The organism is Rhizobium sophorae, from assembly GCF_013087515.1.
GTDB classification, from domain to species: Bacteria; Pseudomonadota; Alphaproteobacteria; order Rhizobiales; family Rhizobiaceae; genus Rhizobium; species Rhizobium sophorae.
This window is the reverse complement of sequence record NZ_JABFCN010000014.1, coordinates 252,873-279,290: the sequence shown is the minus strand read 5'-3', so window position 1 is coordinate 279,290 and position 26,418 is coordinate 252,873. Positions and strand designations below refer to the sequence as shown.

Genomic DNA, 26,418 nt, shown 5'->3' with positions numbered 1-26,418 from the left:
GAAACGACGACCGGCAACCATTGCACGCCGGTCAGCACCGTCCATTCGTTGAGGCGGAAACAATAGGCGAGCCAGATCGTCAGAACACAAAAGCTGGAATCCACCAGCAAGGCCAGGGCGCGTTTGGCAACACGCGGCATCGCCAGCAGAGGGGCGACGAGCGCTTGCATCGGCATTAAGAACCAACCTGAGCGTGGCGTCTCAGTGGGAGTATTTTCAGGCATTGCTTACCAGCGTCTCGCAGATCAATGGACAACCACCTTCTTGTCGCTTTCTGCAACGAGCGCAACTGAAATAATCGGAAATCAAGGTCTTCCGCACCGACTTATCTATCAGAAGTAGGTAATTTAATGCCGTATGCCCTTACGGCGGATAACCTTCTCTGCGGTCAGAAACAGGATGCGTATGTCGAAGCCGAACGAGCGCCGCTCGAGGTATTCGACATCGAATTTCACCTTCTCCGGAATCGGCAATTCGTCCCGGCCATTAATTTGCGCCCATCCCGTCAGTCCAGGCAGGAGCTTGTCGACACCATGGGCCGTCCGCAATTCTATCAGATCATATTGATTGTAGAGTGCCGGCCGTGGGCCGACGAAACTCATTTTCCCCTCGAGAATGCACCAGAGCTGCGGCAGTTCGTCGAGGCTCGATTTGCGCAGAAACGAACCGATGGGTGTCAGAAATCGATCCGGATTTTCGAGCAGATGTGTGGCAACGGTCGGTGTGTCGACCCGCATGCTACGAAATTTCGGCATCAGGAAGATCTGATTGAAGCGGCCGACACGTTTTGACCAATAGAGGATCGGTCCCGGCGAGGTAAGGCGAACACAAAGAGCAACGACAAGGATTGGAACGAGCAGGATCGCTGACGCAGTCAAAGCCAAGAAAAAATCCACCGCCCGTTTCAAACCCATGCTCCGCAGTTCTTCCGCCTTACCGACCGACCATCCGCCATTCGCGCTATCGCGTTGCCGTATCGTCAAAAAGCGTTTCGCGTCAACTACGAGGACGTGGTGTTCTCCATCGACCGGCGTGGACGCCCACCCACTTGCAGATGCCGCATCGCCTCTCAGGCTTTTGTCAGGTTCCCTAACCCACTGATCCAAAAGCAAGAAGACACCAGTCAGAAGTTATCTCGGCGTTCATTTCCGTTACACTCCGTTAACCATACAAACGCGCGTCAGGCAGACCACGAAGTGAATTTCATCCTGTCTTCCCCCTTATCGGCGAATTGCTGCGGGCAAGGGCCATCAACATCGGTCCGATGGCGAATTCCCCTTTCTCGGCGCGTCGTGTCAGATCGCGCAGATAACCGCCGGCGGAGTTGATGTGCCCTGCCCTTTCGAGGACACAGGCCATGACAGTGGCCGCATTTTCAGGTCCCATGATCTCGCAGGCCTGCTCGTAGGCCGATGGGCTGACGCCGAGCATCGAACGAACGACCACAGCCGCGGCCATCAGCTCGCGCCATGTGCCGACCGAGCCCTGCGGACCATAGGCTGCGATTTCCGGGCAGGCCTGCAGCACCAACCCGAGCGGGAAGGATTTGAGCGCACCTTTGGCAGCGGAGGCAGAACTTGCGGCCGGCACACGCCCATTCTTCTCTTCATCTTTCTGTATTCGGACTGTCGGTTCGGCTCGATCTGCCGATCGATCATCCGCCGTTGCGGCCTGCTTCATTTCAGAAGCTGGTTCAAGTTCAGTGATGGATTGTGGATTTGAATTCTGTATGTGCCGCTCATCATGTTGGGCATTGCCGCTTTGATTTTGAACTTTAACCTGCATTTCCAACTGATTGGTGATTTCTTCGCGCAGCAGATCCAATTCGTCGAGTGCGTCGGCGACCTGTTCGGCGGAAGGCGACCGTGGCAGCCGCTCGACGACACTGCGAAAATGCAAGTGAACCCGGCTCCAATCGCCAGTGGCGCCCTCCTCCAATGCCATCTCGATGAGCTTGGCGATATCGCGCCGGCAAAGCGTCAGGCGTTCTCTGAGCCGCTGCAGATGCAACCGTTCCGCAACCACCTGCGCCGCCAACCGCTCGATCTCCTCAGCGCGCACAAGCAGCGGGGCCAGCGAAAAACCGAATGCCTCGCGGATCTCCCCACCCTGCTCCTTGCGGGCGTAGCGCTTGCCGTTCGGGCTGTCCTTGCGGATCAGCAGCCCGGCTTCGATCAGGGTCGCCAGATGGCGACGGATCGTCTGCTCCGCCATTCCATGCGCGCGTAGCGAGAGCTGTGCATTGGAAGGGAACACAACGAGCCCGTTTTCCTCAGAGATCTCCCCCTTAGGATAAAAGCTCAGCAAGGCGTTCAGGATAGCGAGCGCCCGATCGGTGATGCCGAGCAGCGGCTTGGCCTCGCACAGGGCACGATAGAGTTTCCACTTGTCGATAGATTGGCCGGGCTCGATTTCTCGAGCAGCCGCCTGGCTTGCTAACATGCCAAGCGTCATTGGCCGCCGCCCGAAGGGCGTCGTCACATTTCCGCTTTCCATTTTCTTCGCCTTCTTCAAGGCAAAAGATCGCGGCTCACCAAATTCGGTGCCAAAGACTCTTGACTATGATTCGCGGAAATGTGATTCTCTGGGTGTCTAGATCAGAGAGGGCTTCCGCGACGGCAACGTTCGGGGGCCTTTTCTTTTGCTTATTGATCTCCGTTCTTCGTCAAATCCTGTGTCTCCTCGAACGCCTCGTAGAGACGATCCAGATTGCTGGCGATGTAGGCTCCAAAGGCAGACGCCTTCTCCGCCTTCAGCGCGATGGTGAACTGTTTCCCGTCATCCTTGATCTTCGCCTTGACCGCACCGTCCTTGTGCTGCCAGGCGTGAGCGGCGGGCTGAAGCGCCGCTATCGATGAGGCCTGTTGTTGCCTCCTGCTGATGAAGGCAACCAGCATATCGAAACGGGCATCCGGCTCCGCTGTCCCGAATTCCGCCGATCTGGTGAACTCGATCGCTCGTGCGGCAATATTTTCGGTCTCGAATTTCACGGACAGATCGTGCCAACGATCACGGCCGGTGGTCTTGGCCGCACCGATGGCGGTCAGGACTTCGGCTGGGATCCGCTTGGTGACGGACAGCATCTTGGAAACCGTCGTCTTGTCGGCGCTGAGCGCAGATATGATCGTTTCCCTGTCGAAGCCCAACGTGTCGAGCTTGTCGGCAAACATCGTCCTCTCGATGAAGGAGAGATCGGCGCGTGCCGAATTCTCCTGGCCCTGCGCAATGACATGGTCTCGATCGTCAAGTTTCTTGACCACGGCACGGACAGGTCGACCGAGTTCCTTGGCGGCCCGGGCGCGACGGTGGCCGAAGGCGATCTGATATCGGCCGTCCTTCTCAGGATGCGGACGGACGAGGATCGGCGAATCCTGACCGCGCAGCCGGATCGCCTCGACCAATTCGCGAAACTGTTCGTCGGTATGCGCCAGCCGGTCCGTCACGAAGGAATCTTCGATCAGGGCAGGGTCGAGATCAATCACCGTCTCACCGGTCGCCAGCTTCTCCTCGATCGCTTTGGCCGCATCGGCCTTGGCAGCCAGCGCATCAATACTGCGCGTCACGGCACCTAGAGCGCCGATCCCCTTATAGGTGATCTGCTGCTTCTCGTCCCTGTGGGGCGGTTCGTCCTCATTGTTTACCGCAGTAAACTTCTTGGAATCGTCCATCAGGCCCGAGAGGAGATTCTTACGCGCCATAAGCCAGCTCCTCGTCCCAGTTTACCGCAGTAAACTTCTCGGTCATTTCCGCCCCCAAGCCTTGTGGATGAGATCGGCGATCTCGGTGTTGACGGCATCCATCGCCTCCATGGCGCGGTCATAGGTCGCGCGGGTAAACTGGTTCCGCTCGACTTCGTAAAGCGTCTGGTTGGTCATCGCCGCATCGGAGATCGCGACGCTGCGCAACATCGGATTGGTAAGCACATGGTTCTTGAACATCGAGCGCATGAAGGCGACCATTTGCGTCTGCGGCCCGTCCTGCGGATCGTAGCGAGTGACGAGATAACGCAACCAGTCGAGATTCATATTGCCACCGGCGCCTTTCAGTGTGTTCAGCACCTCGCCGAGCATCTGCAGGAATTGGCACATCGACATGACGTCGAGCATCTGAGGATGAACGGTGATCAGAACTGCCGTTGCACCGCAAATGGCGCTCATGGTCAAAAAGCCGAGCTGGGGAGGGCAGTCGATGATGACGACGTCGTAATCGTCAGCGACTGAAGACAGCGCCTCGTCCAGCCGCGCGAAGAAGACGCGTCCATAGTCACCCGCCTTGCCCTGAGCAAGGACGCGCGGCGTATCATGCTCGAATTCCATCAGTTCGAGATTGCCCGGCACCAGATGAAGATTCGGGAAATTCGTCGGCCGGATGATCTCCCTTAGCGGCCGCCGCTGATCGTCATAGCGAATGGCGGCGTAGAGCGTCTCATTCTCGTTGACATCGAACTCCGGCTGAAAGCCGTGAATGGCGGAGAGAGAGGCCTGCGGATCGAGGTCGACGGCAAGGACACGGTGACCCGTCAGGGCAAGGTGCTGGGCAAGGTGTGCTGCACTCGTCGTCTTGCCGCTGCCACCCTTGAAGTTGACGACCGCAACGACCTGCAGATGTTCGTTGCCGCGGCGATGACGGATATAATGCGTTCCGGCGCGGGCATTGTGCTCCAGGAAGCTGCGCATCTCTTCCATTTGGTCCGCCGTATAGGATCGACGGCCCGACGGCGTGACCTGGGGAAGGGCGCCTTTGCCTTCCAGAGATAGGTTGCGAAGATAGCCGCTGGTGACACCGAGGAAACGCGCCGCCTCGGCAAGCTGAAATTCCCTCAGGCCCTTCAATGCACGCGGCGGAAACATCTCGAGCCGATGCTGCTTCAGCTTGTCGGACAGTTCCTGCGCCTGACCAATAATCAGCTGGTCGACATCGGAAATTGCTTTTTCTATCTGCGGTGCCATATTCATGGAAATCTCGAAAATGCGATTTAAAAGCCCTACGTGCTGTGAAACCGCATTTAGCGCCGATTCTGGAGGAGTGGCAAGGCAAATAGGGTTAACAAGACCCTACGGCCAGGTTGTCCAATCTTTTTCAAAGGCTTGAACACGCCGCCCGGGCGGCCGCTGTCGGAGCAGCAATCGCGCATTCGCTGGCCGAATCGCAAGAGCAAGGCCGCGCAACCGGCATCATAGCCGATCGGATACGTCGGAATCGAGATGTCGTGCGTGCATAGTTCTTTGAAATACCGCGATGGGCAAACCACCTGGACAGTCCGTGACTGTTCAGTGCCGCGTGGCGGAGAACCGTCCTGATTTTCTGCCTGGGGGAGGGGACACGCCGTTACTGTCGAGGTCCTGCAGCAGAGCGCAGAGGCAAGATCCAGGCGATAGGCGGCGAATTCAGCGCCCAGCTCCGCGCCGTCCTTCGAATAGCGATCCGGCAAATGCCAAATCGCAAGCAGACCCTTTCGGGAAATGCCACTGATTGTCCGGTCGGCTCGCCAGGCGCAACGCTGCGATACTCGCCTATTCTCCGCGCGGAAGGGTGATATCCGCTACGGAAGCTCCCAATGTCAGACCGCGACTTTCCGCCTGCGCCATCGCCTTCACCAGCGCGATGACCGTTTCGCGGATATTGCTATCGGCGATCTTTAGAAAGGCGCGGTTGAGCACCAATCCCTCTTTCGTTCGCAGGAATTCGGCGACCGGATCCATATTCGCGGATAGATCCAGCCCTTGTAGCGTCAAAGGCTCGGAATTCTCCTGTTCGAAGAAGAAGCTCGGCGACGTGTGTAGCACCTCGGCGATCCGCTGCAGCCGGCTCGCGCCGATGCGGTTGATGCCCTTCTCGTATTTCTGAACCTGCTGAAAGGTCACGCCGATCTGCTCGGCAAGCCGTTCCTGGCTCATCCCGAGCAACTGCCGGCGCATTCTGATGCGCGCTCCGACGTAGCTGTCTATTGCATTCGCTGTCTTGACATTCATCGCGTGTGTTCAGCCTCGATCGCATTTTCAATCGGCGCAGCTGTAGTATCCCCCGCACCAGTTTTCCATGGTTGTTTTCATATAGCATAGTGGATATGCGACGATCGCGACTGACTGTGATATGAAAGCCCCCGTCCGGAACGACGTGAAATCACGCAGAAATCACTCGGCGGAAACGCAAATCGGACAAAAGCCGTACCAATACGGATAAAACTGGGCTGTAATTGCGTGGCGGCTTACGCTAAATGCAGTTCAGCGACCGTCGCACGAGAGTCTTCCCAGCCCCGATCGCCCGAAAATCCATCGAACAAAAGCGACGTCGCACGGCACCGGCTGTGCCTGTGCAGGAGAACTATTGATGGCAACCGTTGCCGAGCGCGCGCCCCGTTTCGAAAAAACAACGATGTCTATCCTGATGGCGGTCAGCTTCTGCCACATGCTGAACGACATCATGCAGTCGCTGCTCGCCTCACTCTACCCGCTGTTCAAGGCGAACTACGATCTCGATTTCGTGCAGATCGGTCTCCTCACCATGACGTTCCAGGTCACGGCTTCGCTGCTGCAGCCGCTCGTCGGCATCGTCACCGACCGCTGGCCGATGCCCTATTCGCTGCCGGTCGGCATGGCGAGCACCTTTTGCGGCCTCATTCTACTCGGCAATGCCGGCAGTTTCGCCTTGTTGCTGGTTGCCGCAAGCCTGATCGGCTTCGGCTCGGCGGTCTTCCACCCGGAATCTTCGCGCGTTGCCCGTCTTGCCTCCGGCGGTCGCCACGGTTTCGCGCAATCCTTCTTCCAGGTCGGCGGCAATGCCGGCCAGGCGATCGGTCCGTTGCTCGCCGCCTTCATCGTGCTGCCGCTCGGTCAGCACAGCGTCTCCTGGTTCGCCGCCATCGCCATGGTCGGCATGGTGGTGCTGAGTTGGGTCGGCAACTGGTACATCAGCCACAGGCGTCAGAATGCCAGCAAACCGGCAATAAGCCGAACCCTGCCGCTGCCGCAGAACCGGGTTGTCTGGGCGCTGCTGATTCTCGTGCTGCTGACGGCGACGAAGAATGTCTACATGGCCAGCGTGTCGAGCTACTTCACCTTCTATGTCATCGACAAGTTTGCCCTCAGCGTGCAGCAGGCACAGCTGATGCTCTTCCTGTTCCTCGGCTCGGTCGCCGTCGGCACCTTCCTCGGTGGCCCGATCGGCGATCGCTTCGGTGCCCGTTTCGTCATCTGGTTCTCGATCCTCGGCGTCATTCCCTTCGCGCTCTTGCTTCCCTATGCGAACCTCTTCTGGACGGGTGTGCTCAGCGTCGTCATCGGCCTGATCTTCGCGTCGGCCTTCTCGGCAATCGTCGTCTTCGCGCAGGAACTGGTGCCCGGGCGCGTCGGGCTGATTGCCGGGGTCTTCTTTGGCTTCGCATTCGGGGCAGGGGGGCTTGGTGCAGCACTGCTCGGGAGTTTCGCCGATACCCATGGCATCGATTTCGTCTACCGCATCTGCTCCTATCTGCCGCTGCTCGGTCTCCTGACGGTCTTCCTGCCGCGTATTCCCAAGCAGAAACCAGTTTGAGGCGACATCGCTTATCGACAATCGATCGAGCCGGAATGTCACCGACACTCCGGCTCGATGCGTCATTCAGTTTCACACGTCGCCATCCCCACAGGCCCGAACGTATTTTTCTCCTCCTATGGAGAAGAGGGATCACCATTCCTTTAATCCACTATTTTTATAGATAATATTCGTCCAATAATAACGTCGGTCTCGGCACGATATTGGAAGGAAATGGCATGTCTGCTCCCAAACTGGTCGGCCTTGCGGGTAGTTTCAACCGCCCCTCGAAAACCTTTGCGCTTGTCGAAAACATTGCCGGTCTCGCCGGCGAGAAATACGGCTTCGACAACACGATCTACGATTTGACCGATGTCGGCCCCTCGCTTGGCCAGGCGCTGCGCCGTGACGATCTCGACAGTCGCGCTAAGGAAGTCATCGACGACATCGTCAATGCCGATGTGCTGGTCATCGGAGCTCCGACTTACAAGGGCAGTTATCCCGGCCTCTTCAAGCATCTGATCGACTTGATCGCCCCGCATGAGCTGCGCGCCAAGCCGATCATCATCACCGCGACCGGCGGTGGCGACCGGCATGCGCTGATGGTCGAGCACCAGCTCCGCCCGCTCTTCGGTTTTTTCATGTCTCACACGCTGCCGACAGCGGTTTACGCGTCCGACCGTGACTTCAGCAATTACCGTGTCTCGTCCGAACCACTTTCCAAGCGGATCGGGGAGGTCATCGGCGAGCTCGCGGCCTTCTTTCCCAGCCGCAATCAGGCACTTATCGCTGCCGAGTGAAGAGCGTCGGGATAAGCTTGAAACGGCGCCACGGAGGCGCCGTTTGCATTTTGCAACATGCTCACGAGCCGCAATTAATCCACAAAATTGATGGAAATTTATCCTGCCGATATCGATGGCAGGGCAAGAGTTTTTCCGGCCCTTCCTCCACATCAGACATTCGTGCTTCGCTCGCGATCCGCGCATTTGCCATGATCAGCCTGCTCGGGGCGTTCGGCCTCATTCAGTCAGACGGGATATACAATGACCAAGAACAAAAATCTTCACGGCTTCCACCTTTCACGGCGGGCGGCTCTTGCCGCCGTCGCCGTTTCGGCGGCCGCAGTCTTTGCCTTTGCAGCACCTACTCCTTCCCATGCCGAGGACAAGTCGATCAAGGTCGGCATCATGGCCGGCGAGGAGGAGGACATTTGGCGCGTGGTCGCGAGCGAGGCGGGCAAGAAGGGTCTCAAGATCGAGACCGTCATCTTCAACGACTACACCCAGCCGAATGAAGCGCTGGAGCGCGGCGAAATCGACGCCAACGCCTTCCAGCACCAGCCCTATCTCGACAACCAGATCAAGCAGCACGGCTATCACATCGTCCGCGTTGGTTATACCGGGGTCTGGCCGATTGGCCTTTACACCAAGAAATACAAATCCGTCGCCGAGATCCCGGAAGGTGCCGTCATCGGCGTGCCGAACGATCCCTCGAACGAAGGCCGCGCGCTGCGCGTTCTCCAGAGCGAAGGCCTGATCAAACTGAAGGACGACACCGGCATTCTCGCAACCGTCGCCGACGTCACCGACAATCCGAAGAAGATCGAGATCAAGGAACTCGACGCCGGCATCGTCGGCCGCTCGATCGACGATCTGGATGCCGGTATCGTCAACACCGATTGGGCGTTGAAAAGCGGTCTTTCGCCGGCCGAACGCATCGCCCAAGAGCCGGTCGACGACAATCCGTACCGCAACTTCATCGCCGTCAAGGACGACAACAAGGATGCCGACTGGGTCAAGACGCTTGTTTCTTCTTATCAGAACGACACCGTCAAGGCCGAGTTCGACAAGGTCTACAAGGGAACGGGTCTCAGCGCCTATTGATCCGGGGCAGGGCTGGGGGTTAGAGCCTTACCGGGTTAGATTGCAGCATTCTGCCGGAGCAGGTTTTCGTCAGGGCAGAGGCGATTGGCGACGGGCATGCCCTTGGTACGTCCGAGCCGATCGCCTCTGCCCTGGCGGAAAGATGCACGGCCCACCGGCCGCACCGCTTCGCCATGGCGAAGCGATAGGTGCGCCCGCCGATTTTAAAGTCTTGCAGATTTGCCAGGCAAATCTGCGGGAGGGTTGGCTGAAACGGGCCGCCTGATCGACCGGCCGGCTTGGCCGTAGAACTGGGCTACGACGCGCGCCGGCCGGTCGACCATCCGACTCCGTTTGAGCCAACAGAATGCTGCAATCTAACCCGGAAAGGCTCTAAGGCCTGCCGACAGGCGGTCCGGGCGTTCTTGCCCAGGCCGCCTTCAGTATTTGTAAGGAAAAGCACATGAATTCCTTTGTTTCCACCACGGCGATCGAGACGCAGCCGCAAGCGGCGACCGAAGAGGTGGTGAGGCTGACCGACGTGAAGCGGCGGTTCGGCGCCACCGCAGCCCTTGACGGTGTTTCGCTGACGGTGAAGAGAGGCGAGATCCTCGGCATCATCGGCCGCAGCGGCGCCGGCAAATCGACGCTGATCCGCTGCCTGAACGGCCTGGAGCGCGCCGATAGCGGCGAGATCCTCATCGAAGGCCGAGAGATCACCGGCCTTTCAGAACAGGAACTGCAGCCGCTGCGCCGTCGCATCGGCATGATCTTCCAACATTTCAATCTGCTTTCCGCCAAAACCGTCGAAGAAAACGTCGCGCTGCCGCTAAAGATCGAGGGTCTTGCAAAGAGCGAGCGCCTGAAACGGGCGCATGAACTGCTCGACCTCGTCGGCCTTGCAGACAAGGCCAAGGGCTATCCCTCATCGCTGTCCGGCGGCCAGAAACAACGCGTCGGCATCGCCCGGGCACTCGCGGCACGCCCGGCGCTGCTGCTGTCCGACGAGGCGACATCGGCGCTCGATCCGGAAACGACCCGGTCGATCCTGGCACTGCTGAAGGACATCAATCGTAAGCTCGGACTGACCATTCTGCTCATCACCCACGAGATGGAAGTGGTACGCGGCATTGCCGATCGCGTCGCGGTCATCGATGCCGGGCGGATCGTCGAGGAAGGGCAGGTCTGGTCGGTCTTCGCCAACCCGCAGGCTGATATCACCGGGAGCCTGCTCGGCGGCATCCGCCCGCAGCTTCCTGAGCATATCGCCGGCCGGCTATCGGCGACGGCGGGCAGCGAAGCGATCCTCAGCGTCGATCTCGCCGGGCCGCAGGCGCAGGGCGCGCTGTTTGCCGAACTCTCGGCAGCATTGCCGCATTCCTTCCGCCTCGTCCATGGCGGCATCGACCATATCCAGAACCAGCCGGTGGCGCGGTTCTTCATCGCCGTTCCCGCGCGCGACCCCGCGCTTGCCGGAAAGGTCGAACAATTCCTGACGGCCCGGTCCGCCCGGGTGGAGGTGCTTGGTTATGACACCGATCATGCTTGAACTGCTCATTCGCTCCCTTTGGGAGACGATCCTGATGACCCTCGCCTCGGGATTGATTTCGCTCGTCGCCGGCCTGCCGCTCGGCCTTGCCCTGGTCGCGACGGCGCGCGGCGGCATCGCCGAAAACCTCTGGATCAATCGTGTGCTCGGCGCGGTCATCAACGGCTTTCGCTCAGTGCCGTTCATCATCCTGCTGGTGGCGCTAATCCCGCTGACGCGGCTGATCGTCGGCACCGCGCTCGGCACCTGGGCGGCCATCGTGCCGCTCTCCATCGCCGCAACGCCCTATTACGCCCGCATCGCCGAGGTGTCGCTGCGTGAGGTCGACCGCGGGCTGATCGACGCCGTGCGCGCCATGGGTGGCAACCGCTGGACGATCATCCGCGAGGTGCTGGTGCCTGAAGCGCTGCCGGGCATCGTCGCCGGTTTCACCGTCACGCTGGTGACGCTGATCGGCGCCTCGGCCATGGCGGGCGCGATCGGCGCCGGCGGCCTCGGCGACCTCGCTATCCGCTATGGTTATCAACGTTTCGAAACCAGTGTGATGATCGCGGTGGTGGCCGTCCTCATCGTGCTCGTTTGCGGCATCCAGTGGCTTGGCGACCGGCTGGTTGCCAGGCTGGACCACCGATAAATCAGCGCCGGAACCGGGCTGCGGGATGAGCGGCGGGCAACCTGCCGTTCCCGCCGCCGAAAAGCTTCTGCCGCAAGGGTCCTGCAGCATAGTCCGCCTTGAAGACGCCGCGCTCCTGCAGCACTGGGACGACCAGGTCGACGAAATCGCGCAGGCTTTCCGGCGCCACTGTCCGCGCCAGATTGAAGCCGTCGATGCCACCCTCCTCGATCCATGTCGTGAGATGATCGGCGATCTGGTCGGGCGAGCCCACCATCGGTTTCATCCGGCTGCCGAGCACCATCTGGTCGATGATGTCACGCAGCGTCACCGGCTTCGCTGCCTGTTTCGTGATGGCCGCGAGTGCGGATTGGTTGGCGTTGGTCGAGCTCTGGTCAATGACGTCGTCCAATCCATACTTCGAAAAATCGATGCCTGTCGAAGCGGAGTAATGCGCAAGCGAGGCCTCGACGCTCGCATGGCGGCGATAGTCCTCTAGCTTGTCCCGTGCTTCCTTCTCCGTCCGCCCGACGACGATGGTGACCAGGCTCAGAATTTTGAGTGCGTCGGCGCCGCGGCCGAATTCCTCCGCCTTTCCCCGCAGCGCATCGACGGTCGGCTTGGCCGCCTTGGGATTCGGGCCGGCGATGAAGACGCATTCGGCGTGGCGTGCGGCGAAATCCTGCCCGCGTGCCGAGGCGCCGGCCTGGAAGAGCAGGGGCGTGCGCTGCGGCGAGGGCTCGGAAAGATGGATGCCTTCCATCCGGTAATATTTGCCGTCGTGACGGACCGTGCGTATTTTGGAGGGATCGGCATAGATGCCGCCCGCCTTGTCACGCAGCACCGCATCGTCGTCCCAGCTCCCTTCCCAGAGCTTGTAGAGGATCTCGAGATATTCCTCGGCCGCATCGTAACGCGCATCATGTTCCGGCAGCTTGTCGAAACCCATGCTGCGGGCGGCACTGTCGAGATAACCGGTGACGATGTTCCAGCCGATCCGTCCCTTGGTCAGATGATCGAGGGTCGACATGCGCCGTGCCAGCAGGAAGGGTGGCTCGTAGGTGGTGTTGACGGTGACGCCGAAACCCAGATGTTTCGTGACATAGGCCATCGCCGAAATCGGGATCAGCGGATCATTGACCGGGATCTGCGCACCCGTCTCGATCACCGGCGCCGGGCTAGCCTTATAGACGTCATAGACACCGACGATATCGGCCAGGAAGATGCCGTCCAGCTTACCGCGTTCGGCGGTCTTGGCAAACTCCGTCCAGTAGTCGAGATCGGTATAATGCGCTGAGCGGTCGCGCGGATGCGTCCACAGGCCGTGGTTGATGTGCCCGACGCAGTTCATGTCGAAGGCATAGATCTGCATTGTCTTCATCGGACGGGTCCAGAGCTGGGAATAAAAATCAGGGATTTGTATCGCACGGCGATCCTGTGAAATGGTAGGGTGCGGATGAAATAAGCCGGAGGAAAGTATGACGAAAAAGACGCTGTCGGATTGGGCGGAACTGGCGCAGAAGGAATTGCGCGCCTCGTCCGAAACGCTGACCTGGCAAACGCCGGAAGGCATTGCCGTCAAGCCGCTCTATACGGCCGAGGATATCGAAAGCGCCGAGCACCTCGGCTCGCTTCCCGGTTTTTCACCCTTCACCCGCGGCCCGCGGGCGACGATGTATGCCGGCCGGCCCTGGACGATCCGCCAATATGCCGGCTTCTCGACGGCAGAGGAATCGAACGCTTTCTATCGCCGCAACCTGGCCGCCGGCCAGAAGGGCCTGTCGGTCGCCTTCGATCTTGCGACCCATCGCGGTTATGACAGCGACCATCCCCGCGTCGAAGGCGATGTCGGCAAGGCCGGTGTGGCGATCGACAGCGTCGAGGACATGAAGATCCTGTTCGACGGCATTCCGCTCGGCGACATGTCGGTGTCGATGACCATGAACGGCGCCGTCATCCCGATCCTCGCTTCCTTCATCGTGGCCGGCGAGGAGCAGGGCGTCTCGCGGGCCGAGCTCTCGGGGACCATTCAGAACGACATCCTCAAGGAGTTCATGGTCCGCAACACCTATATCTATCCGCCGGAACCTTCGATGCGGATCGTTGCCGACATCATCGAATATACGGCAAGGGAGATGCCGAAATTCAATTCGATCTCCATCTCCGGCTATCACATGCAGGAGGCCGGCGCGACGCTGGTGCAGGAACTCGCCTTCACGCTGGCCGACGGGCGCGAATATGTCAGGGCGGCGATCGCCAAGGGCCTCAATGTCGATGATTTCGCCGGTAGGCTCTCCTTCTTCTTCGCGATCGGCATGAACTTCTTCATGGAGGCGGCAAAGCTTCGCGCCGCCCGCCTGCTTTGGACCCGCATCATGGAGGAGTTCCAGCCGAAGAAGGCTTCCTCGCTGATGCTGCGCACCCATTGCCAGACCTCCGGCGTCTCATTGCAGGAACAGGATCCTTATAACAACATCATCCGCACCGCTTTCGAGGCGATGTCGGCCGTGCTCGGCGGCACGCAGTCGCTCCACACCAATTCCTTCGACGAGGCGATCGCGCTGCCGACGGAGTTTTCCGCCCGCATCGCCCGCAACACCCAGCTGATCCTCCAGCATGAGACTGGCGTCACCAAGGTGGTCGATCCGCTGGCGGGCTCCTATTACGTCGAAAGCCTGACGAAGGAGCTTGCCGACAAGGCCTGGGCGCTGATCGAGGAGGTGGAGGCGCTGGGCGGCATGACGAAGGCCGTCAATGACGGCCTGCCGAAACGGCTGATCGAGGAAGCGGCCGCGCGCCGGCAGGCGGCCGTCGACAAGGGCGAGGAGGTCATCGTCGGCGTCAACCGCTACAGGCTCGACAACGAACAGCCGATCGACATTCTGGAGATCGACAATAGCGCGGTGCGCAAAGCGCAGATCAGACGTATCGAGGAAACGAAGCGGCGGCGCGATGGCGGAGCCGTGCGCGAGACGCTGGCGGCCCTGGCCGAGATCGCACAGAACGGCAATGGCAACCTGCTGGAAGCCGCCATCGAGGCGGCCCGAGCCCGCGCCACGGTCGGCGAGATATCGGATGCCATGCGCGATGCCTTCGGCGACCATGCCGCCACGCCTGTGGTGATCAAGGGCGTCTATGGCCAAGCGTATGAAAATGAGCCGGAGCTCGCCGTGCTCAAGACTCGCATGACCGAAGTGACGGAAGCCATGGGTCACCGGCCGAAGATCATGGTCGCCAAGCTCGGCCAGGACGGGCACGACCGAGGCGCCAAAGTGATCGCCTCGGCTTTCGGCGATATCGGCTTCGACGTGCTCGCCGGTCCCCTTTTCCAGACACCGGAGGAAGCCGCCGGTGTCGCACTCAGCGAAAAGGTCAACGTCGTCGGCGTCTCGTCATTGGCGGCCGGTCACAGGACGCTGCTACCACAGCTGATCGACAGGCTGAGGGAACAGGGCGGTGGTGATATCATTGTCGTCTGCGGCGGTGTCATCCCGCGGCAGGACTATGAATTCCTGCACGAACACGGCGTTGCAGCCGTGTTCGGCCCGGGGACAAACGTTCTCGAGGCGGCAAACTCCGTTCTCGACCTGCTGCAGGGCAGGCGACGGAATCAGTAATTTAGAGAAGACCGCGCTTCGCCAGATTGCTCATCAGCGCCGAAATGCCGAAGGTCCATGGCGGGCATTCGGTGGAAAGGCGCACGGTGTTGACGAGCGCACCGAGGCCTGCCGAGGAAATCTCGACGACATCGCCGATCTTGTGGGTGAAGCCTTGCTTCGGCGCGTCGCGGTCCTGCGTCGGCGCAAACAGCGTGCCGAGGAAAAGCATGAAACCGTCGGGATACTGATGATGGGCGCCGACCGTCTGCTTGACGAGATCGGTCGGATCGCGGCTGATCTGCGACATCGAACTCTTGCCGTGCAGCACGAAACCGTCCTTGCCTGACACCTTCAGGTCGAGTTCGGCCTTCCGTACATCATCGAGGCTGTAGCCGGCATCGAACAGGCGGATGAACGGACCGATCGAGCACGAGGCGTTGTTATCCTTGGCCTTGCCGAGCAGCAGCGCCGAGCGGCCCTCGACGTCGCGCAGGTTGACGTCGTTGCCGAGCGTCGCACCCTTGATTTCGCCGCGGCTGTTGACCGCGAGCACGATTTCCGGCTCGGGGTTGTTCCAGGTCGAGATGGGATGCAGGCCGACATCCGCACCCCAGCCGACGGAGGAGAGCACCGGCGACTTGGTGAAGACTTCGGCATCCGGCCCGATACCGACCTCGAGATATTGCGACCACATGCCCTCGTCGATCAGCGCCTGCTTGACCTTGGCGGCCTCCGGCGAGCCGGCCTTCAGATTGGTGAGGCTGCCGCCGATCAGCGTGCTGACTCGCTCGCGGATTGAGGCCGCACGCTCCGGACTGCCGGCCGCCTTCTCCTCGATGACGCGCTCGATCATCGACTGCGCAAAGGTGACGCCGCAGGCCTTGACTGCCTGCAGGTCGACGGGCGCAAGGAGATAAGGGCGCGTTTGATCCGGAGCACCGGTACTGTTGGCGGCGATGTCCGCCAGCGAGCCAACCGCCTTGCCACTTGCTGCACGGACGAAGGCGGCGGCATCCTGCCGCTCGAGCAGGGCGCTCAGCGTTGGCGTCTCGCGCGACGTGATGTCGACCAGCATGCCCTCGCGTAACGTCACAATGCTCGGTCCCTCCGCTTCGGGATTCCAGATGCGACCGACAAAAAGACCATCTGAAGCGGCGACATCGAGAAGAGCTTGAGACATGGTGATCTTCCATCAAGGCGAGCGAGAAGAGCTCTTTTAAAAATTGCGAGGTGTTGCCGCCCTCCGACCCGGCGACGACCAAAATCGATCACATTCATGATGACGGGGCAAGATGCGCGGGAGAAAAAGACCTTCGCCTGATCGGCTCAAGCGGCGGGCTTCCTCGGGAATCCAACTGCAAAAGCCCACAAAATAACTATTTAGATACAAAATAACTGTTAAATTTCAAATATTTAAATACAGGCTGTGACGATTTTGCCCTCCATCTCGCCTTGACAGGAGCCGGCTTTCGTTATCTGTTTTGCCCAACATGGAGGAGGCTGGCTTCAGCCGGCCGCACGAAAATCCCAGGAGGATATTGCAGCGATGTTGAGATTTGCCGTCGTCGGAATCGACCATGGGCACACGTTCGATCACGTGAAGGGATTGTTGGCCGCAGGCGGCGAATTCGTCGGCTATTGCCCGCAGACCTCGGTGCCGGCACTGCGCGAGGCCTTTGAGAAGACCTATCCTGACGCGCCGCAGGTCGATAGGGAAAAGCTGTTCGACGATCCGTCGATCGATGTCATTTGCATTTCCGCCATTCCGCGTGATCGTGCCGGGCTTGCCATCCGCGCAATGAGATCGGGCAAGGACGTGATGACCGACAAGCCGGGCGTGACGACCTTCGCCCAACTCGAGGACGTCAGGCGCACCGTTGCCGAGACCGGCAAGATCTTCTCGATCTGCTTTTCCGAGCGCCACTGCGTTCGCTCCGCCGTCAAGGCCGGCAAGCTTGTCGCCGAAGGCGCGATCGGCAAGGTGATCCAGACGCTCGGCGTCGGTCCACACCGGCTTCAACTGCCGACCCGGCCGGACTGGTTCTTCGATCCCGAAGCCTTCGGCGGCATCATCGTCGATATCGCCTCGCACCAGGTCGACCAGTTCCTGTTCTATACCGGCTCGACCACCGGCGAGGTCATCGCAAGCTCGATCGGCAATTTCGGCATGCCCGACAAGCCCGCCTTCGAGGATTTCGGCGAGGTGCTTCTGCGTTCCGACAAGGCGGCGGGCTATGTCCGTGTCGACTGGTTCACGCCGGAAGCGCTGCCGACCTGGGGGGACGGGCGCCTGACCATTCTCGGCACCGAAGGCTACATCGAACTGCGCAAATATATCGATATCACCGGCCGGCCGGGCAAGGATCACCTCTTCCTGGTCAACGGCAAGGAAATGACCCATATCGATTGCAGCGGCGAAAAACTCGATTATTTCGACGCTTTCACTACCGACGTCGGCAACCGCACGCAGACGGCGATGACCCAGGACCACGTTTTTGAAGTCTGCCGTCTTTCGCTTGAAGCCCAGGCGAAAGCCGCGCGCATCGGCGCTCGCTGAGGAGGATATCATGACCAGGAAATTGCGCGTCGGCGTCATCGGCGCAGGCATCGCTGCGCGGCATCTGGCCGGCTTCGGCTGGAACAAGGAGCTTTTCGAAGTCCCCGTGCTCTGCTCGCTCGACGAGGAACGCGGCAGGGCGCTGTGCGAGGAATACGGCATTGGCGAATATACGCAGGATGCGGATACGCTGTTTGCCCGTGACGATCTCGACATCATCGACATTTCGACGCCGCCGAGCTCGCATTTCGAACTCTGCCGCAAGGGTATCGAATCCGGCAAACACGTGATCTGCGAGAAGCCGCTCTTCGGCTCGATCGCCGAGGTCGACGAGATGGGTCGCATCCTCGATCGTTACCCCGGCAGGAGGCTGATGCCGATCTTCCAGTATCGCTACGGGTCCGGCCTGCAGAAGCTGAAGCTGCTGATCGAGCGCGGCCTGGCCGGAAAGCCGTTCCTGACGACGATCGAAACCCATTGGTGGCGCGGTCCGGATTATTATGCCGTGCCTTGGCGCGGCAAATGGGCGAGCGAACTCGGCGGCGGCCTTCTCGGCCACGCCATCCACGCCCATGACATGCTGAACTATGTGCATGGCCCCTGCGCCGAGGTGTTTTCCTATGGCGCGACGCTGGTCAATCCGATCGAGGTCGAGGATACGGCAGCCCTTTCGGTGAAGATGCAGAATGGCTCGCTGGCGACGCTGTCGATGACGCTCGGTTCGCGCAAGGAAATCTCGCGGCTGCGCTTCTGCTTCAACGACCTCGTCGCCGAAAGCATCATCGAACCTTATACGATGGGCCGTGATCCGTGGACGTTCGTCGCCGGGACAGAGGAACATCAGGCGCGGATCGACGAAGTGCTCGCCGCCTATGTGCCCGGCGAGGATGGCTACACCCGTCAGTTCGAGCTCTTCCACAAGGCGATCGTCGAGGACATCGACCCACCGGTGACATTGCAGGATGCCCGCAATTCGCTGGAACTGGTAACGGCCGCCTATTTCTCGCAGCGAACGGGACAACCGACGCCTATGCCGATCGCCGCCGATCATCCGCTCTATCGCTCCTGGCTTCCGGCAGGGGAATGGCGTGCTGCGGCCACCGTCTGAACCGGGAAGGGCTCTCCCATGCTGAAATCCTTCGAGCATGTCGGCATGACGGTCAGCGACATGGATCGCACCGTCGATTTCTACTGTGGCCTGCTCGGCCTCAGTCTCGTGCTGCGCAAGACGATGGCGAATGGCATGCAGGTCGCGTTCCTCGATGCAGGCGGCGGCATGCTGGAGGTCTTTGCGCCGCCCGGCGGCGCGTCGAGGGCGGTCGACGTGCCTGACGATACGGCCGGTGTCCGGCACCTCACCTTCCATTTCGACAATGTCGACGAGGCCTTCACCCGCCTTGAACAGGCGGGCGTCGAGATCAAGGAGCGGCCGCGCTTCGCCGTCCACTCCGAGATGCTGAACAAGATCGCCTTCGTTCGCGATCCCGACGGCATCATCGTCGAGCTTTCCGAACGCTCTGAGACCCGCCAGGGCTGACGCAGGTGCTGCCGATTGCTTCGCTGCGGGCGGTCAGACCGTCCCGCAGCAGTACGCGAGGTCGGCCTTAGCATTTGCCGATCGATGGACTAAACACCATGAGGCTCAGGATCTCAAAGAGCACCTGTGCTGCCGCGTGCGCTGTGTTGGTCGTTGCGTCATATTGCGGGGCAACTTCGACGACGTCACCACCGACCAGATTTATGCCTTTCAGCCCGCGTATCAGTTCTAGGACTTCACGCGTGGTCAATCCACCGACCTCGGGCGTGCCCGTGCCGGGCGCAAAACTCGGATCGAGGCTGTCGACGTCGAAGGAAAGATAAGTCGGGCCATCGCCGACGATGGATTTTGCCTTGGCAACGACAGCCGCAATCCCCATTCCGCTGATGTCCTCGGCATGGATCACAGTCATTCCTGACGCATAGGAGAATTCCCACAAATATTCCGCCGAACCACGGATACCAATCTGGATTGTCCTTGTCGGATCGAGCACGCCATCCAGCACCGCATTGCGGAACGGCCCCCCGTGATGAAACTTCGTCTGATCGAAGGCGCCGCTTGTATCGCAATGGGCATCGATATGGATGAGGCCGACTGGTTGCTGCCGGCCGATCGCCTTCAAAATCGGATGGCTGATGGAATGATCGCCTCCGACCGAAAGCGGTGCGACACCGGCATCGACGATCTGGGTGATGCGCTTTTCGATGTCGTCGTGGCTGAGCTCCAGCCGATAACGGCTTTGGAACTGGATATCGCCGATGTCGGCGACCCGAAGATCGAAGACCGGCGCCGTGGCGAGAACGTGATTATAAGGGCCGATTCTTTCGATGGCGCGAAGCGCTCTCGGTCCGAAACGGGAGCCAGGGCGATTGGTGACACCAAGATCCATGGGGATTCCGGTGATCGCGACCTGGAGATTGCCGAAGTCCGGATCATCGGCCGCGACCTGCATGTAGGGTGCGCTGAGGAAGGTCGGTATTCCGGCGTATGGCGCCAGTCTCGTGCCGCTCTTGGAGATGATCTTCTCCGCCACTTTGCGAAACTTCTCATCGAATATCTCGCCGCCATTGGCATCTGCAAATTCTGTGCGCAGCTGTTCCAGCCGCGTTTTGTCCCACACCATGCGCACGTGTCTCCGCTTCAGGTCCGTCTCACCAGACAAAGAGGTTGAGAAAACAATTGGTATCGTTGTAGCAATCGGTATCAAAGAGAAATCGATATGATCGCTGCAAAACCCAATTCGCTCGTTGCCCGCCTCTCTGCCCCGCCCATTCCCTCCGTCGTCGCCTGGAGCCGCGAATACAAGGGCGAAAAAGGGCCGCTCATCGATTTGTCGCAAGCCGTGCCCGGCTATCCCGCGCATCCGGAGATGCTTCGGCTTCTTGCCGAGGCGGCCGGACAACAGGCGATGACGGGATACGGGCCGATCGAGGGCGAGCCTCTGTTACGCAAGACCTACGCGGCTCACCTCGCCGAGCTTTACGGCGCCGACCTTTCCGCCGGCAATATCCACACTACCGCCGGCTGCAATCAGGCGTTCATGTGCGCAGCGATCGCGCTTGCGGGCGCCGGCGATACGGTCGCGCTCACCAATCCCTTCTATTTCAATCACGACACGACGCTGTCGATGCTGGGGATCGGGCGTCGATTGGTCGATTGCGACCCCACCGTCGGCTTTCTTCCTGATCTGAGTTCAGCCGAGGCGGCCCTTGCGGCCGGCGCGAAGATGCTTGCCGTCGTCACACCCAACAATCCCACCGGGGCCGTGTATCCACCAAGCCTGCTTCACGAGCTTTTTGTTCTCTGTCGGAAATATGGCGCCTGGCTGATCCTCGATGAAACCTATCGCGACTTCCTCGGCGAGGATTATGGGCGGCCGCACTCTCTTCTCTCCGAGCCGGGCTGGGAGGACACGCTCGTCCTTCTCTACAGCTTCTCGAAATCCTTCTGCATCCCCGGTCACAGACTGGGGGCGATCACGGCAGGCCCCAAACTCGTCGCCGAGATCGCCAAGGTGATGGACAATATGCAGATCTGCGCGCCGCGCTCGCCTCAGGTCGCCGTTGCATCGGCGATCCCGACGCTCGCTGACTGGCGGGCCGGCAACCGGCTGGAGATCGCCCGCCGGGCTCAGGCGTTGAGGCAGGTCTTTTCCGGGTTGCCGGATTGGGAGATCGGAGCGATCGGCGCCTATTTTGCCTTTGTCCGTCATCCCTATGCCGATCGATCGTCTTCAGAGGTCGCTGAAAAACTCGCCAAAGAGTCCGGCATCGTCTGTTTGCCCGGCGCCTATTTCGGCGAAGGTCAGGAGCGTTACCTCAGACTGGCCTTTGCCAATGCGGATGTCGCCTCGATCGGGCTATTATCCGAACGCCTTTGCTAGGCCGCTGCGATCAACCTCCGGCGGAAGTTCATGATAGCCACCGCGCCAGTAGAGTAGCGGCCCTATGCCCTGCCGGATTTCGATCGCGCAGATATGCCCGACCAAAATGGCGTGGGAATGGTAGTGGAATGCGGTTTCGAGCTTGCAGTCAAGCACCGTCAGGGCCCTTTCAAGGGCGGCGGCGCCAGTCTTGAGGCGATACCATCCCGCGTTGCCGTAGCGCTCCGTGCCCTTTCGCCCGTCAAGACCGGCAAAGGATTGCGCCACCTGCTGCTGGTCGGCGGCTAGCACGTTGACACAGAAGCAGCCGTATCGTTGCAGCGCCGGCCATGAGGAAGATGCGCGGTTGACGCTGACGATGACGGAAGGCCGCTCCGCCGAAAGCGAGGAGACCGACGTTGCGGTAAAACCGGTCCGGTCTTGACCGTCGCCGACCGTAATCACGCTGACGGCACCCGCCAGATGACGCATCGAAAGCTTGAAGTCCGCCTCACTGATCAAAGCCTCGACACTCATCGGGCTGGCTCTTTCGTTTTGGCAAAGCGGTTTACAGGCATTGAAAGACCGAGGTTTTCACGCAAGGTCTTGCCTTCGTATTCCTCACGGAACAGCCCGCGGCGGCGAAGCTCCGGCAGGACAAGCCGCACGAAGTCGTCGAGACTGGACGGCAAGGTCGGGAACATCAGGATGAAGCCGTCGGCGGCGCGCGTTTCGAACCATTCCTCCATGTAGTCGGCAATCTGGGCCGGCGTGCCTGTCATGCCATTGCCGGTATGCTTCTCGGCATAGTGCCGGATGAGTTCGCCGACGGTGCGGCCGCTTCTGACGAAATCGACCAGTTCGTCAAACAAAGCGCGCGATCCCTTGGGCGCCGGCGGCAGCCGATCCATGGGGAAAGGCTTGTCGAGAGCCACGTCGCGCAGGTCCGCTTCCAGGAATTCGGAAAGCATCAGCCGGCCGACATCAGGATGCATCTTGTCGATCAGATAATCCACCTTCGCCTTTGCCTCGGCTTCGGTTTCACCGACGTTGATGACGATGCCCGGCATGATTTTCAGATCGTCCGGATCGCGCCCATAGGCCGGCATCCGGTTCTTGACGTTTTCGTAGAAGGCGCGGTTGCGATCGATATTCGATGCGAGGCTGAAGACGATTTCGGCGGTGCGTGCCGCCATGTCCATTCCGGGTTCCGAACCGCCCGCCTGGGCGATGACGGGGCGGCCCTGGGGTGTTCGCGCGATGTTGAGGGGGCCGCGAACCTGGAAATGTTTGCCCTTGTGGTTAAGCGTGTGGTGCTTGTCCTTGTCATAGTAGACCCCGTTTTCACGGTCGAGAAGCAGTGCGCCATCCTCGAAGCTGTCCCAAAGGCCGAACACGACATCGACGAATTCGTTGCCGCGCTCATAGCGTAACGCATGCGGGTCGAGCCCCTCGCGATTGAAGTTATAGCCGGTTTCGTCGTGATCGGAGGTGACGACATTCCAGCAGACGCGACCCTTGCTCAGATGGTCGATCGAGGCGAACAGACGCGCGACATTGTATGGCTCGTAATAACTCGTCGAGACCGTCGCCACCAGACCGAGATCATTGGTGGTAACCGCCAGAGCCGAAAGCAGCGAGAGGGGTTCGAAACGGTTCATCTTGGTCGGAATGCGGGCAAGCGCATTGGCGTCGCCGACGGCAGCAGCGGGCGAATCCGCCATGAACATGAAATCGAATTTAGCCGCCTCGGATCGCTTGGCGACATCGAGCAGATGAGCGAAGTCGTTGGCCCCATTGACGTCGCTTGCCGGATGCAGCCAGGAAGCTGGATGAAAGCCGAACGTATAGACGAAAGTCCCGAGTTTCATCTTGTCGGTCCGCGCCATCGAGCTCTCCTGCTATGTCGGCCATGCCGCCAAGGAAAGGCGACTGCGCAAATTATCGCCAGGCGCAAATTTTCATCAATATCGCTCAGCTAGGTTCCGTTTTAGTTTTTCTAAAGTATCGACTTAGGCGCGGACGCCACGGCCTGCTGACGAGAAATAGCGACGAGCCAATCGCGGAATTCGTGCCCGTGGGGCTTCTGCAAGGCGGCCCGATCCCAGGCGAGAAAATAGCTTTCACGCAGTGCAATGCGCATGTCGACCGGAATGACGAGCGTTTGCGCCTCAAGCTCATCTGATATCATCGACAGTTGTGCAAGCACGACGCCGCGCTTGTTGACTGCTGCGTCAATTGCACTGCTCGACAGGGTGAAGGAAAGGCCCGGTGTCGACGCATCGAAGGAGACACCGGCCTTGGCGGCAAAATCCGCCCAGCTGGGGTAGGGAGTGAAGTGCCGTTCCCACTCGACGTGGAGGAGGGGCTGCTCGAAAAGATCGCGAGCCGCATGCGCCCGATCCTGCATCAGCGCCGGCGAACAGGCAGGCACCACCCAATCGCGAAACAGTTCGGTATAATGTTCGTGCTGGAGGACGTCCGATCCATAGCTGACGCGGAAATCGACATCGTCGAAGCCGATCCGAGGCTCCCTGTCGCGTCCGATAATCCTCACTGGAACGTCGGGATGAAGCGCCTGCCAGTCGAAGATGCGCCTGCCGATCCATTTGTTGACGACGGAGGAAAGCGCACTGAGCACCAAGGCCGTCTCGTTGCGCGCCTTTTCCAACAGTTGCTGGGCGAGCGCAAATTGCTCGAACCCCTTCGATATCTCCTGATGGTAGAGCCGGCCCCAAGCAGTCAGCTCGACGGTTCGTCCGCTGCGCTCCAGAAGCGAAATTCCAAGAAAGCTCTCGATCTTGCGAATCTGCTGGCTGATGGCCCCCGGCGAAACGCTGAGGTCCAGTGCCGCGGCCGTCACGCCGCCACAGCGCCCCACCGCCTCGAACGCCTGCAAACTTTTCAGCGGGATCGCCTTGAGGCGCTCATCGGTCACTTGCAGAACCTCTCGTGATTTGCGTCGAACTCAATTTGCTGCCGGATGAAACGTCCCCGCAAACTGGAACCGGTCGCCTGGATGGGTAAACTCGACATATGTCACCGTACGACCGTTCTGCCAGGTCTGGCGGATGAGGCTAAGGCAGGCCTCGCCGCGTTCCGTCTGCAGGATCCGCGCCGTCGTGGTGTCGGCCGAGACAGCGCGAATGACATGTTTGGCCTTGGACCAGGGAACCTCGTCAAGCAGCCATTTGCCGGGCGGGATTGAAGCAAAGCTCTCCTCTCTCGCCCGTGGGACAGCATCGAGCATGATGATCCGCCGCTCGATGGCATTCGGCCTGCCATCGACGATATGCAGGCATTGGAGCCTGAGGACTTCCGCATCGGCAGGCTCTGACAGTTGCTGCGCCTCCGCCTCTCCAAGACGCTCGATCTTGCGCGCGAGGATTTCGAAGCGGTGTTCGTGCCCGGCCAGTTCCGCTTCGGTGCTGATATCCTGGATATCCATCACCGTGCGGTCGATCTGGGGCGATGCGACAAACGAACCCGTCTTGCGCCGTCTGACGATCATGCCGCGCTCGGCGAGCGCCGACAGCGCCTTGCTGACGGTCATCCTCGAGCAGCGATATTCCGCCGCGAGTTCATGCTCGACGGGAATACGGTCACCGGGCCGCCAATCGCCGCTGATGATCTTCGTCTCGATATCCGTGAAAATACGCTGATAAATCGACACCAGGCCCGCACCTCATCCGGCGACAACGATCATAAATGCGGAACGGCCATGCCAGCGACATCGACGCCACCCGGCACAAATTTTGCGTTCCTCGTCTTTTACATTGACACTCTAGGCCCGCCTATATCTATTTGTATAGTCAAAAGCGGAACATAGAAATCCGCGCAGAGGAAATCGAAGTCGGAACCAAAACTCCTCCGCCGGGGGAATAAAACTGGAGAGATGATCATGAAGGCAAATTCACTGCTGAAGGGTCTGGTCGGCGCTGCGTTCCTCATCGGAGCAGCCGTTTCCGCCCACGCAGCCGACACGCTGGCAGCCGTCAAGGCAGCCGGAACCCTCAAGGTTGGCACCGAAACGGCTTTCGCACCGTTCGACTATATCGATGCCGGCGAACATACCGGCTTGAACGTCGATCTCTTTGCCGAGATCGGCAAGGAACTCGGCGTCAAGATCGAGTGGGTCGCCCTTCCCTGGGACGGCGTCTTCCCCGCGCTCGAGGCCGGCAAGTTCGATGTCGTCGCAGGTCCTGCAACAATCACCAAGAAGCGCTTGGAGCGCTATCGCTTCACGCCGCCGATCGCCGAAGCAACGATCGCCATTTTGAAGAAGGCTGGCGACACGACGATCAGCAAGCCGGAAGATATTGCCGGCAAAACGATCGGTGTCGGCAAGGCAACCGCCCAGCTCGACCAGTTGAAGGAATTCTCCGGCACCCTGCCTACCAAAGTCGACGTGCGCGAATATCCAGCCTTTACCGAATCCTACGCCGATCTCGCCGCCGGCCGCATTGCCGGCGTTGCCAATTCGCTGCCGAATATCGCCTTCGTCGCGAGCCAGCGAAAAGGCACGTTCGAAGTTGTTCTGCCGCCATTCGGCAAGAAGTCCTATTTCGGCTTCATCGGTCTCAAGGATGCCGATCATGCGCCCCTGATGGATGCAATCGATGCCGCGATGCTCAAGATCAAGGCAGACGGACGTATGGCAGAGCTGCAAAAGAAGTGGTTTGGTGCGTCTTTCGAGACGCCTGATGCTGTCAAGGATCCGGCATTCTGATTAGCCGCCGGTGAAACGAACGCGCCCCGCCTGTAGTCGGGGCGCAATCCGCCGTGGGATCAGAGTTCACGGCCGCAGCGCCCAGGCAAACACCGCCC

The 26,418-nt window shown here is 60.1% G+C and carries 23 protein-coding genes and 1 pseudogene; 11 read left to right on the top strand and 13 right to left on the bottom strand.

Going from position 1 to position 26,418, the window contains the following annotated elements:
- The 6 genes and pseudogenes from G9X64_RS36465 to G9X64_RS09150 form a co-directional block, all read right to left on the bottom strand.
- Positions 1-224 (bottom strand): annotated as a pseudogene (locus tag G9X64_RS36465) (polysaccharide biosynthesis protein); the annotation flags it as partial.
- Between the two features lie 123 nt (positions 225-347).
- Positions 348-914, bottom strand: coding sequence for a sugar transferase (locus G9X64_RS09170; RefSeq protein ID WP_168307632.1), 567 nt, complete (start codon positions 912-914; stop codon positions 348-350).
- Positions 915-1,203: 289 nt separating this feature from the next.
- Positions 1,204-2,496, bottom strand: a complete 1,293-nt coding sequence (gene repC, locus G9X64_RS09165; RefSeq protein ID WP_168307631.1) for a plasmid replication protein RepC — start codon at positions 2,494-2,496, stop codon at positions 1,204-1,206.
- A gap of 149 nt (positions 2,497-2,645) precedes the next feature.
- Positions 2,646-3,698, bottom strand: coding sequence for a plasmid partitioning protein RepB (gene repB, locus G9X64_RS09160; protein ID WP_168307630.1), 1,053 nt, complete (start codon positions 3,696-3,698; stop codon positions 2,646-2,648).
- Positions 3,699-3,740: 42 nt separating this feature from the next.
- Positions 3,741-4,955 carry a plasmid partitioning protein RepA gene (repA, locus tag G9X64_RS09155; protein ID WP_168307629.1) on the bottom strand — a complete coding sequence of 405 codons (1,215 nt, stop codon included), beginning with the start codon at positions 4,953-4,955 and terminating at the stop codon, positions 3,741-3,743.
- 558 nt (positions 4,956-5,513) lie between these two features.
- The gene (locus tag G9X64_RS09150; RefSeq protein WP_168307628.1) at positions 5,514-5,972 is read right to left on the bottom strand and encodes a helix-turn-helix domain-containing protein; all 459 of its coding nucleotides are present in this window, start codon (positions 5,970-5,972) and stop codon (positions 5,514-5,516) included.
- Positions 5,973-6,330: 358 nt separating this feature from the next.
- Here G9X64_RS09150 and G9X64_RS09145 point away from each other — a divergent pair, with 358 nt between their 5' ends.
- The 5 genes from G9X64_RS09145 (at position 6,331) to G9X64_RS09125 (ending at position 11,557) form a co-directional block, all read left to right on the top strand.
- Positions 6,331-7,533, top strand: a complete 1,203-nt coding sequence (locus G9X64_RS09145) for an MFS transporter (protein ID WP_168307627.1) — start codon at positions 6,331-6,333, stop codon at positions 7,531-7,533.
- A gap of 218 nt (positions 7,534-7,751) precedes the next feature.
- Positions 7,752-8,312 (top strand): FMN reductase, encoded by a 561-nt coding sequence (gene msuE / locus G9X64_RS09140; RefSeq protein ID WP_168307626.1) that lies wholly within the window; start codon positions 7,752-7,754, stop codon positions 8,310-8,312.
- Positions 8,313-8,555: 243 nt separating this feature from the next.
- Positions 8,556-9,395: a MetQ/NlpA family lipoprotein gene (locus G9X64_RS09135; protein WP_168316218.1), complete on the top strand. Its 840-nt coding sequence runs from the start codon at positions 8,556-8,558 to the stop codon at positions 9,393-9,395.
- 442 nt (positions 9,396-9,837) lie between these two features.
- Positions 9,838-10,923 (top strand): methionine ABC transporter ATP-binding protein, encoded by a 1,086-nt coding sequence (locus G9X64_RS09130; RefSeq protein WP_168316092.1) that lies wholly within the window; start codon positions 9,838-9,840, stop codon positions 10,921-10,923.
- Complete coding sequence (locus G9X64_RS09125; RefSeq protein ID WP_168307838.1) at positions 10,904-11,557, top strand: methionine ABC transporter permease; 654 nt, start codon at positions 10,904-10,906, stop codon at positions 11,555-11,557. The genes G9X64_RS09130 and G9X64_RS09125 overlap by 20 nt, the downstream gene beginning before the upstream one ends.
- Position 11,558: 1 nt before the next feature.
- On the opposite strand, the gene G9X64_RS09120 is transcribed toward G9X64_RS09125, so the two are convergent.
- Positions 11,559-12,917 (bottom strand): LLM class flavin-dependent oxidoreductase, encoded by a 1,359-nt coding sequence (locus G9X64_RS09120; protein WP_171376440.1) that lies wholly within the window; start codon positions 12,915-12,917, stop codon positions 11,559-11,561.
- A gap of 97 nt (positions 12,918-13,014) precedes the next feature.
- On the opposite strand from G9X64_RS09120, the gene scpA reads away from it, so the two are divergent.
- Positions 13,015-15,153 carry a methylmalonyl-CoA mutase gene (gene scpA / locus G9X64_RS09115; RefSeq protein ID WP_171376439.1) on the top strand — a complete coding sequence of 713 codons (2,139 nt, stop codon included), beginning with the start codon at positions 13,015-13,017 and terminating at the stop codon, positions 15,151-15,153.
- Between the two features lies 1 nt (position 15,154).
- Here scpA and G9X64_RS09110 read toward each other — a convergent pair whose 3' ends face one another.
- Positions 15,155-16,315, bottom strand: a complete 1,161-nt coding sequence (locus G9X64_RS09110) for a fumarylacetoacetate hydrolase family protein (protein WP_168307835.1) — start codon at positions 16,313-16,315, stop codon at positions 15,155-15,157.
- 366 nt (positions 16,316-16,681) lie between these two features.
- Here G9X64_RS09110 and G9X64_RS09105 point away from each other — a divergent pair, with 366 nt between their 5' ends.
- Genes G9X64_RS09105 through G9X64_RS09095 form a run of 3 tightly spaced genes read left to right on the top strand, consistent with a single transcriptional unit; the run spans position 16,682 to position 19,229 of the window.
- Positions 16,682-17,692 carry a Gfo/Idh/MocA family protein gene (locus G9X64_RS09105; protein ID WP_171376438.1) on the top strand — a complete coding sequence of 337 codons (1,011 nt, stop codon included), beginning with the start codon at positions 16,682-16,684 and terminating at the stop codon, positions 17,690-17,692.
- A gap of 10 nt (positions 17,693-17,702) precedes the next feature.
- Complete coding sequence (locus tag G9X64_RS09100; protein WP_171376437.1) at positions 17,703-18,800, top strand: Gfo/Idh/MocA family protein; 1,098 nt, start codon at positions 17,703-17,705, stop codon at positions 18,798-18,800.
- Positions 18,801-18,818: 18 nt separating this feature from the next.
- Positions 18,819-19,229, top strand: coding sequence for a VOC family protein (locus tag G9X64_RS09095; RefSeq protein ID WP_168307832.1), 411 nt, complete (start codon positions 18,819-18,821; stop codon positions 19,227-19,229).
- Positions 19,230-19,296: 67 nt separating this feature from the next.
- On the opposite strand, the gene speB is transcribed toward G9X64_RS09095, so the two are convergent.
- Positions 19,297-20,352: an agmatinase gene (gene speB / locus G9X64_RS09090; RefSeq protein WP_171376436.1), complete on the bottom strand. Its 1,056-nt coding sequence runs from the start codon at positions 20,350-20,352 to the stop codon at positions 19,297-19,299.
- A 96-nt stretch (positions 20,353-20,448) separates the two neighbouring features.
- Here speB and G9X64_RS09085 point away from each other — a divergent pair, with 96 nt between their 5' ends.
- Complete coding sequence (locus G9X64_RS09085) at positions 20,449-21,612, top strand: aminotransferase (protein ID WP_171376435.1); 1,164 nt, start codon at positions 20,449-20,451, stop codon at positions 21,610-21,612.
- Here the strand turns inward: G9X64_RS09085 and G9X64_RS09080 are convergent.
- The 4 genes from G9X64_RS09080 to hutC all read right to left on the bottom strand — a co-directional run bounded on the left by G9X64_RS09080 (position 21,592) and on the right by hutC (position 25,267).
- On the bottom strand, positions 21,592-22,128 hold the full coding sequence (locus G9X64_RS09080) for a flavin reductase family protein (protein ID WP_168316100.1): 537 nt from the start codon (positions 22,126-22,128) through the stop codon (positions 21,592-21,594). The two genes, G9X64_RS09085 and G9X64_RS09080, sit on opposite strands and share 21 nt — an antisense overlap.
- Positions 22,125-23,480 (bottom strand): LLM class flavin-dependent oxidoreductase, encoded by a 1,356-nt coding sequence (locus G9X64_RS09075; RefSeq protein WP_168307829.1) that lies wholly within the window; start codon positions 23,478-23,480, stop codon positions 22,125-22,127. The genes G9X64_RS09080 and G9X64_RS09075 overlap by 4 nt, the downstream gene beginning before the upstream one ends.
- A 110-nt stretch (positions 23,481-23,590) precedes the next feature.
- Positions 23,591-24,529 (bottom strand): LysR family transcriptional regulator, encoded by a 939-nt coding sequence (locus G9X64_RS09070; protein WP_171376434.1) that lies wholly within the window; start codon positions 24,527-24,529, stop codon positions 23,591-23,593.
- A gap of 30 nt (positions 24,530-24,559) precedes the next feature.
- Positions 24,560-25,267: a histidine utilization transcriptional repressor HutC gene (hutC, locus tag G9X64_RS09065; protein ID WP_168308102.1), complete on the bottom strand. Its 708-nt coding sequence runs from the start codon at positions 25,265-25,267 to the stop codon at positions 24,560-24,562.
- A 225-nt stretch (positions 25,268-25,492) separates the two neighbouring features.
- On the opposite strand from hutC, the gene G9X64_RS09060 reads away from it, so the two are divergent.
- Complete coding sequence (locus tag G9X64_RS09060) at positions 25,493-26,320, top strand: transporter substrate-binding domain-containing protein (RefSeq protein ID WP_168316101.1); 828 nt, start codon at positions 25,493-25,495, stop codon at positions 26,318-26,320.
- Positions 26,321-26,418 lie beyond the last annotated feature (98 nt).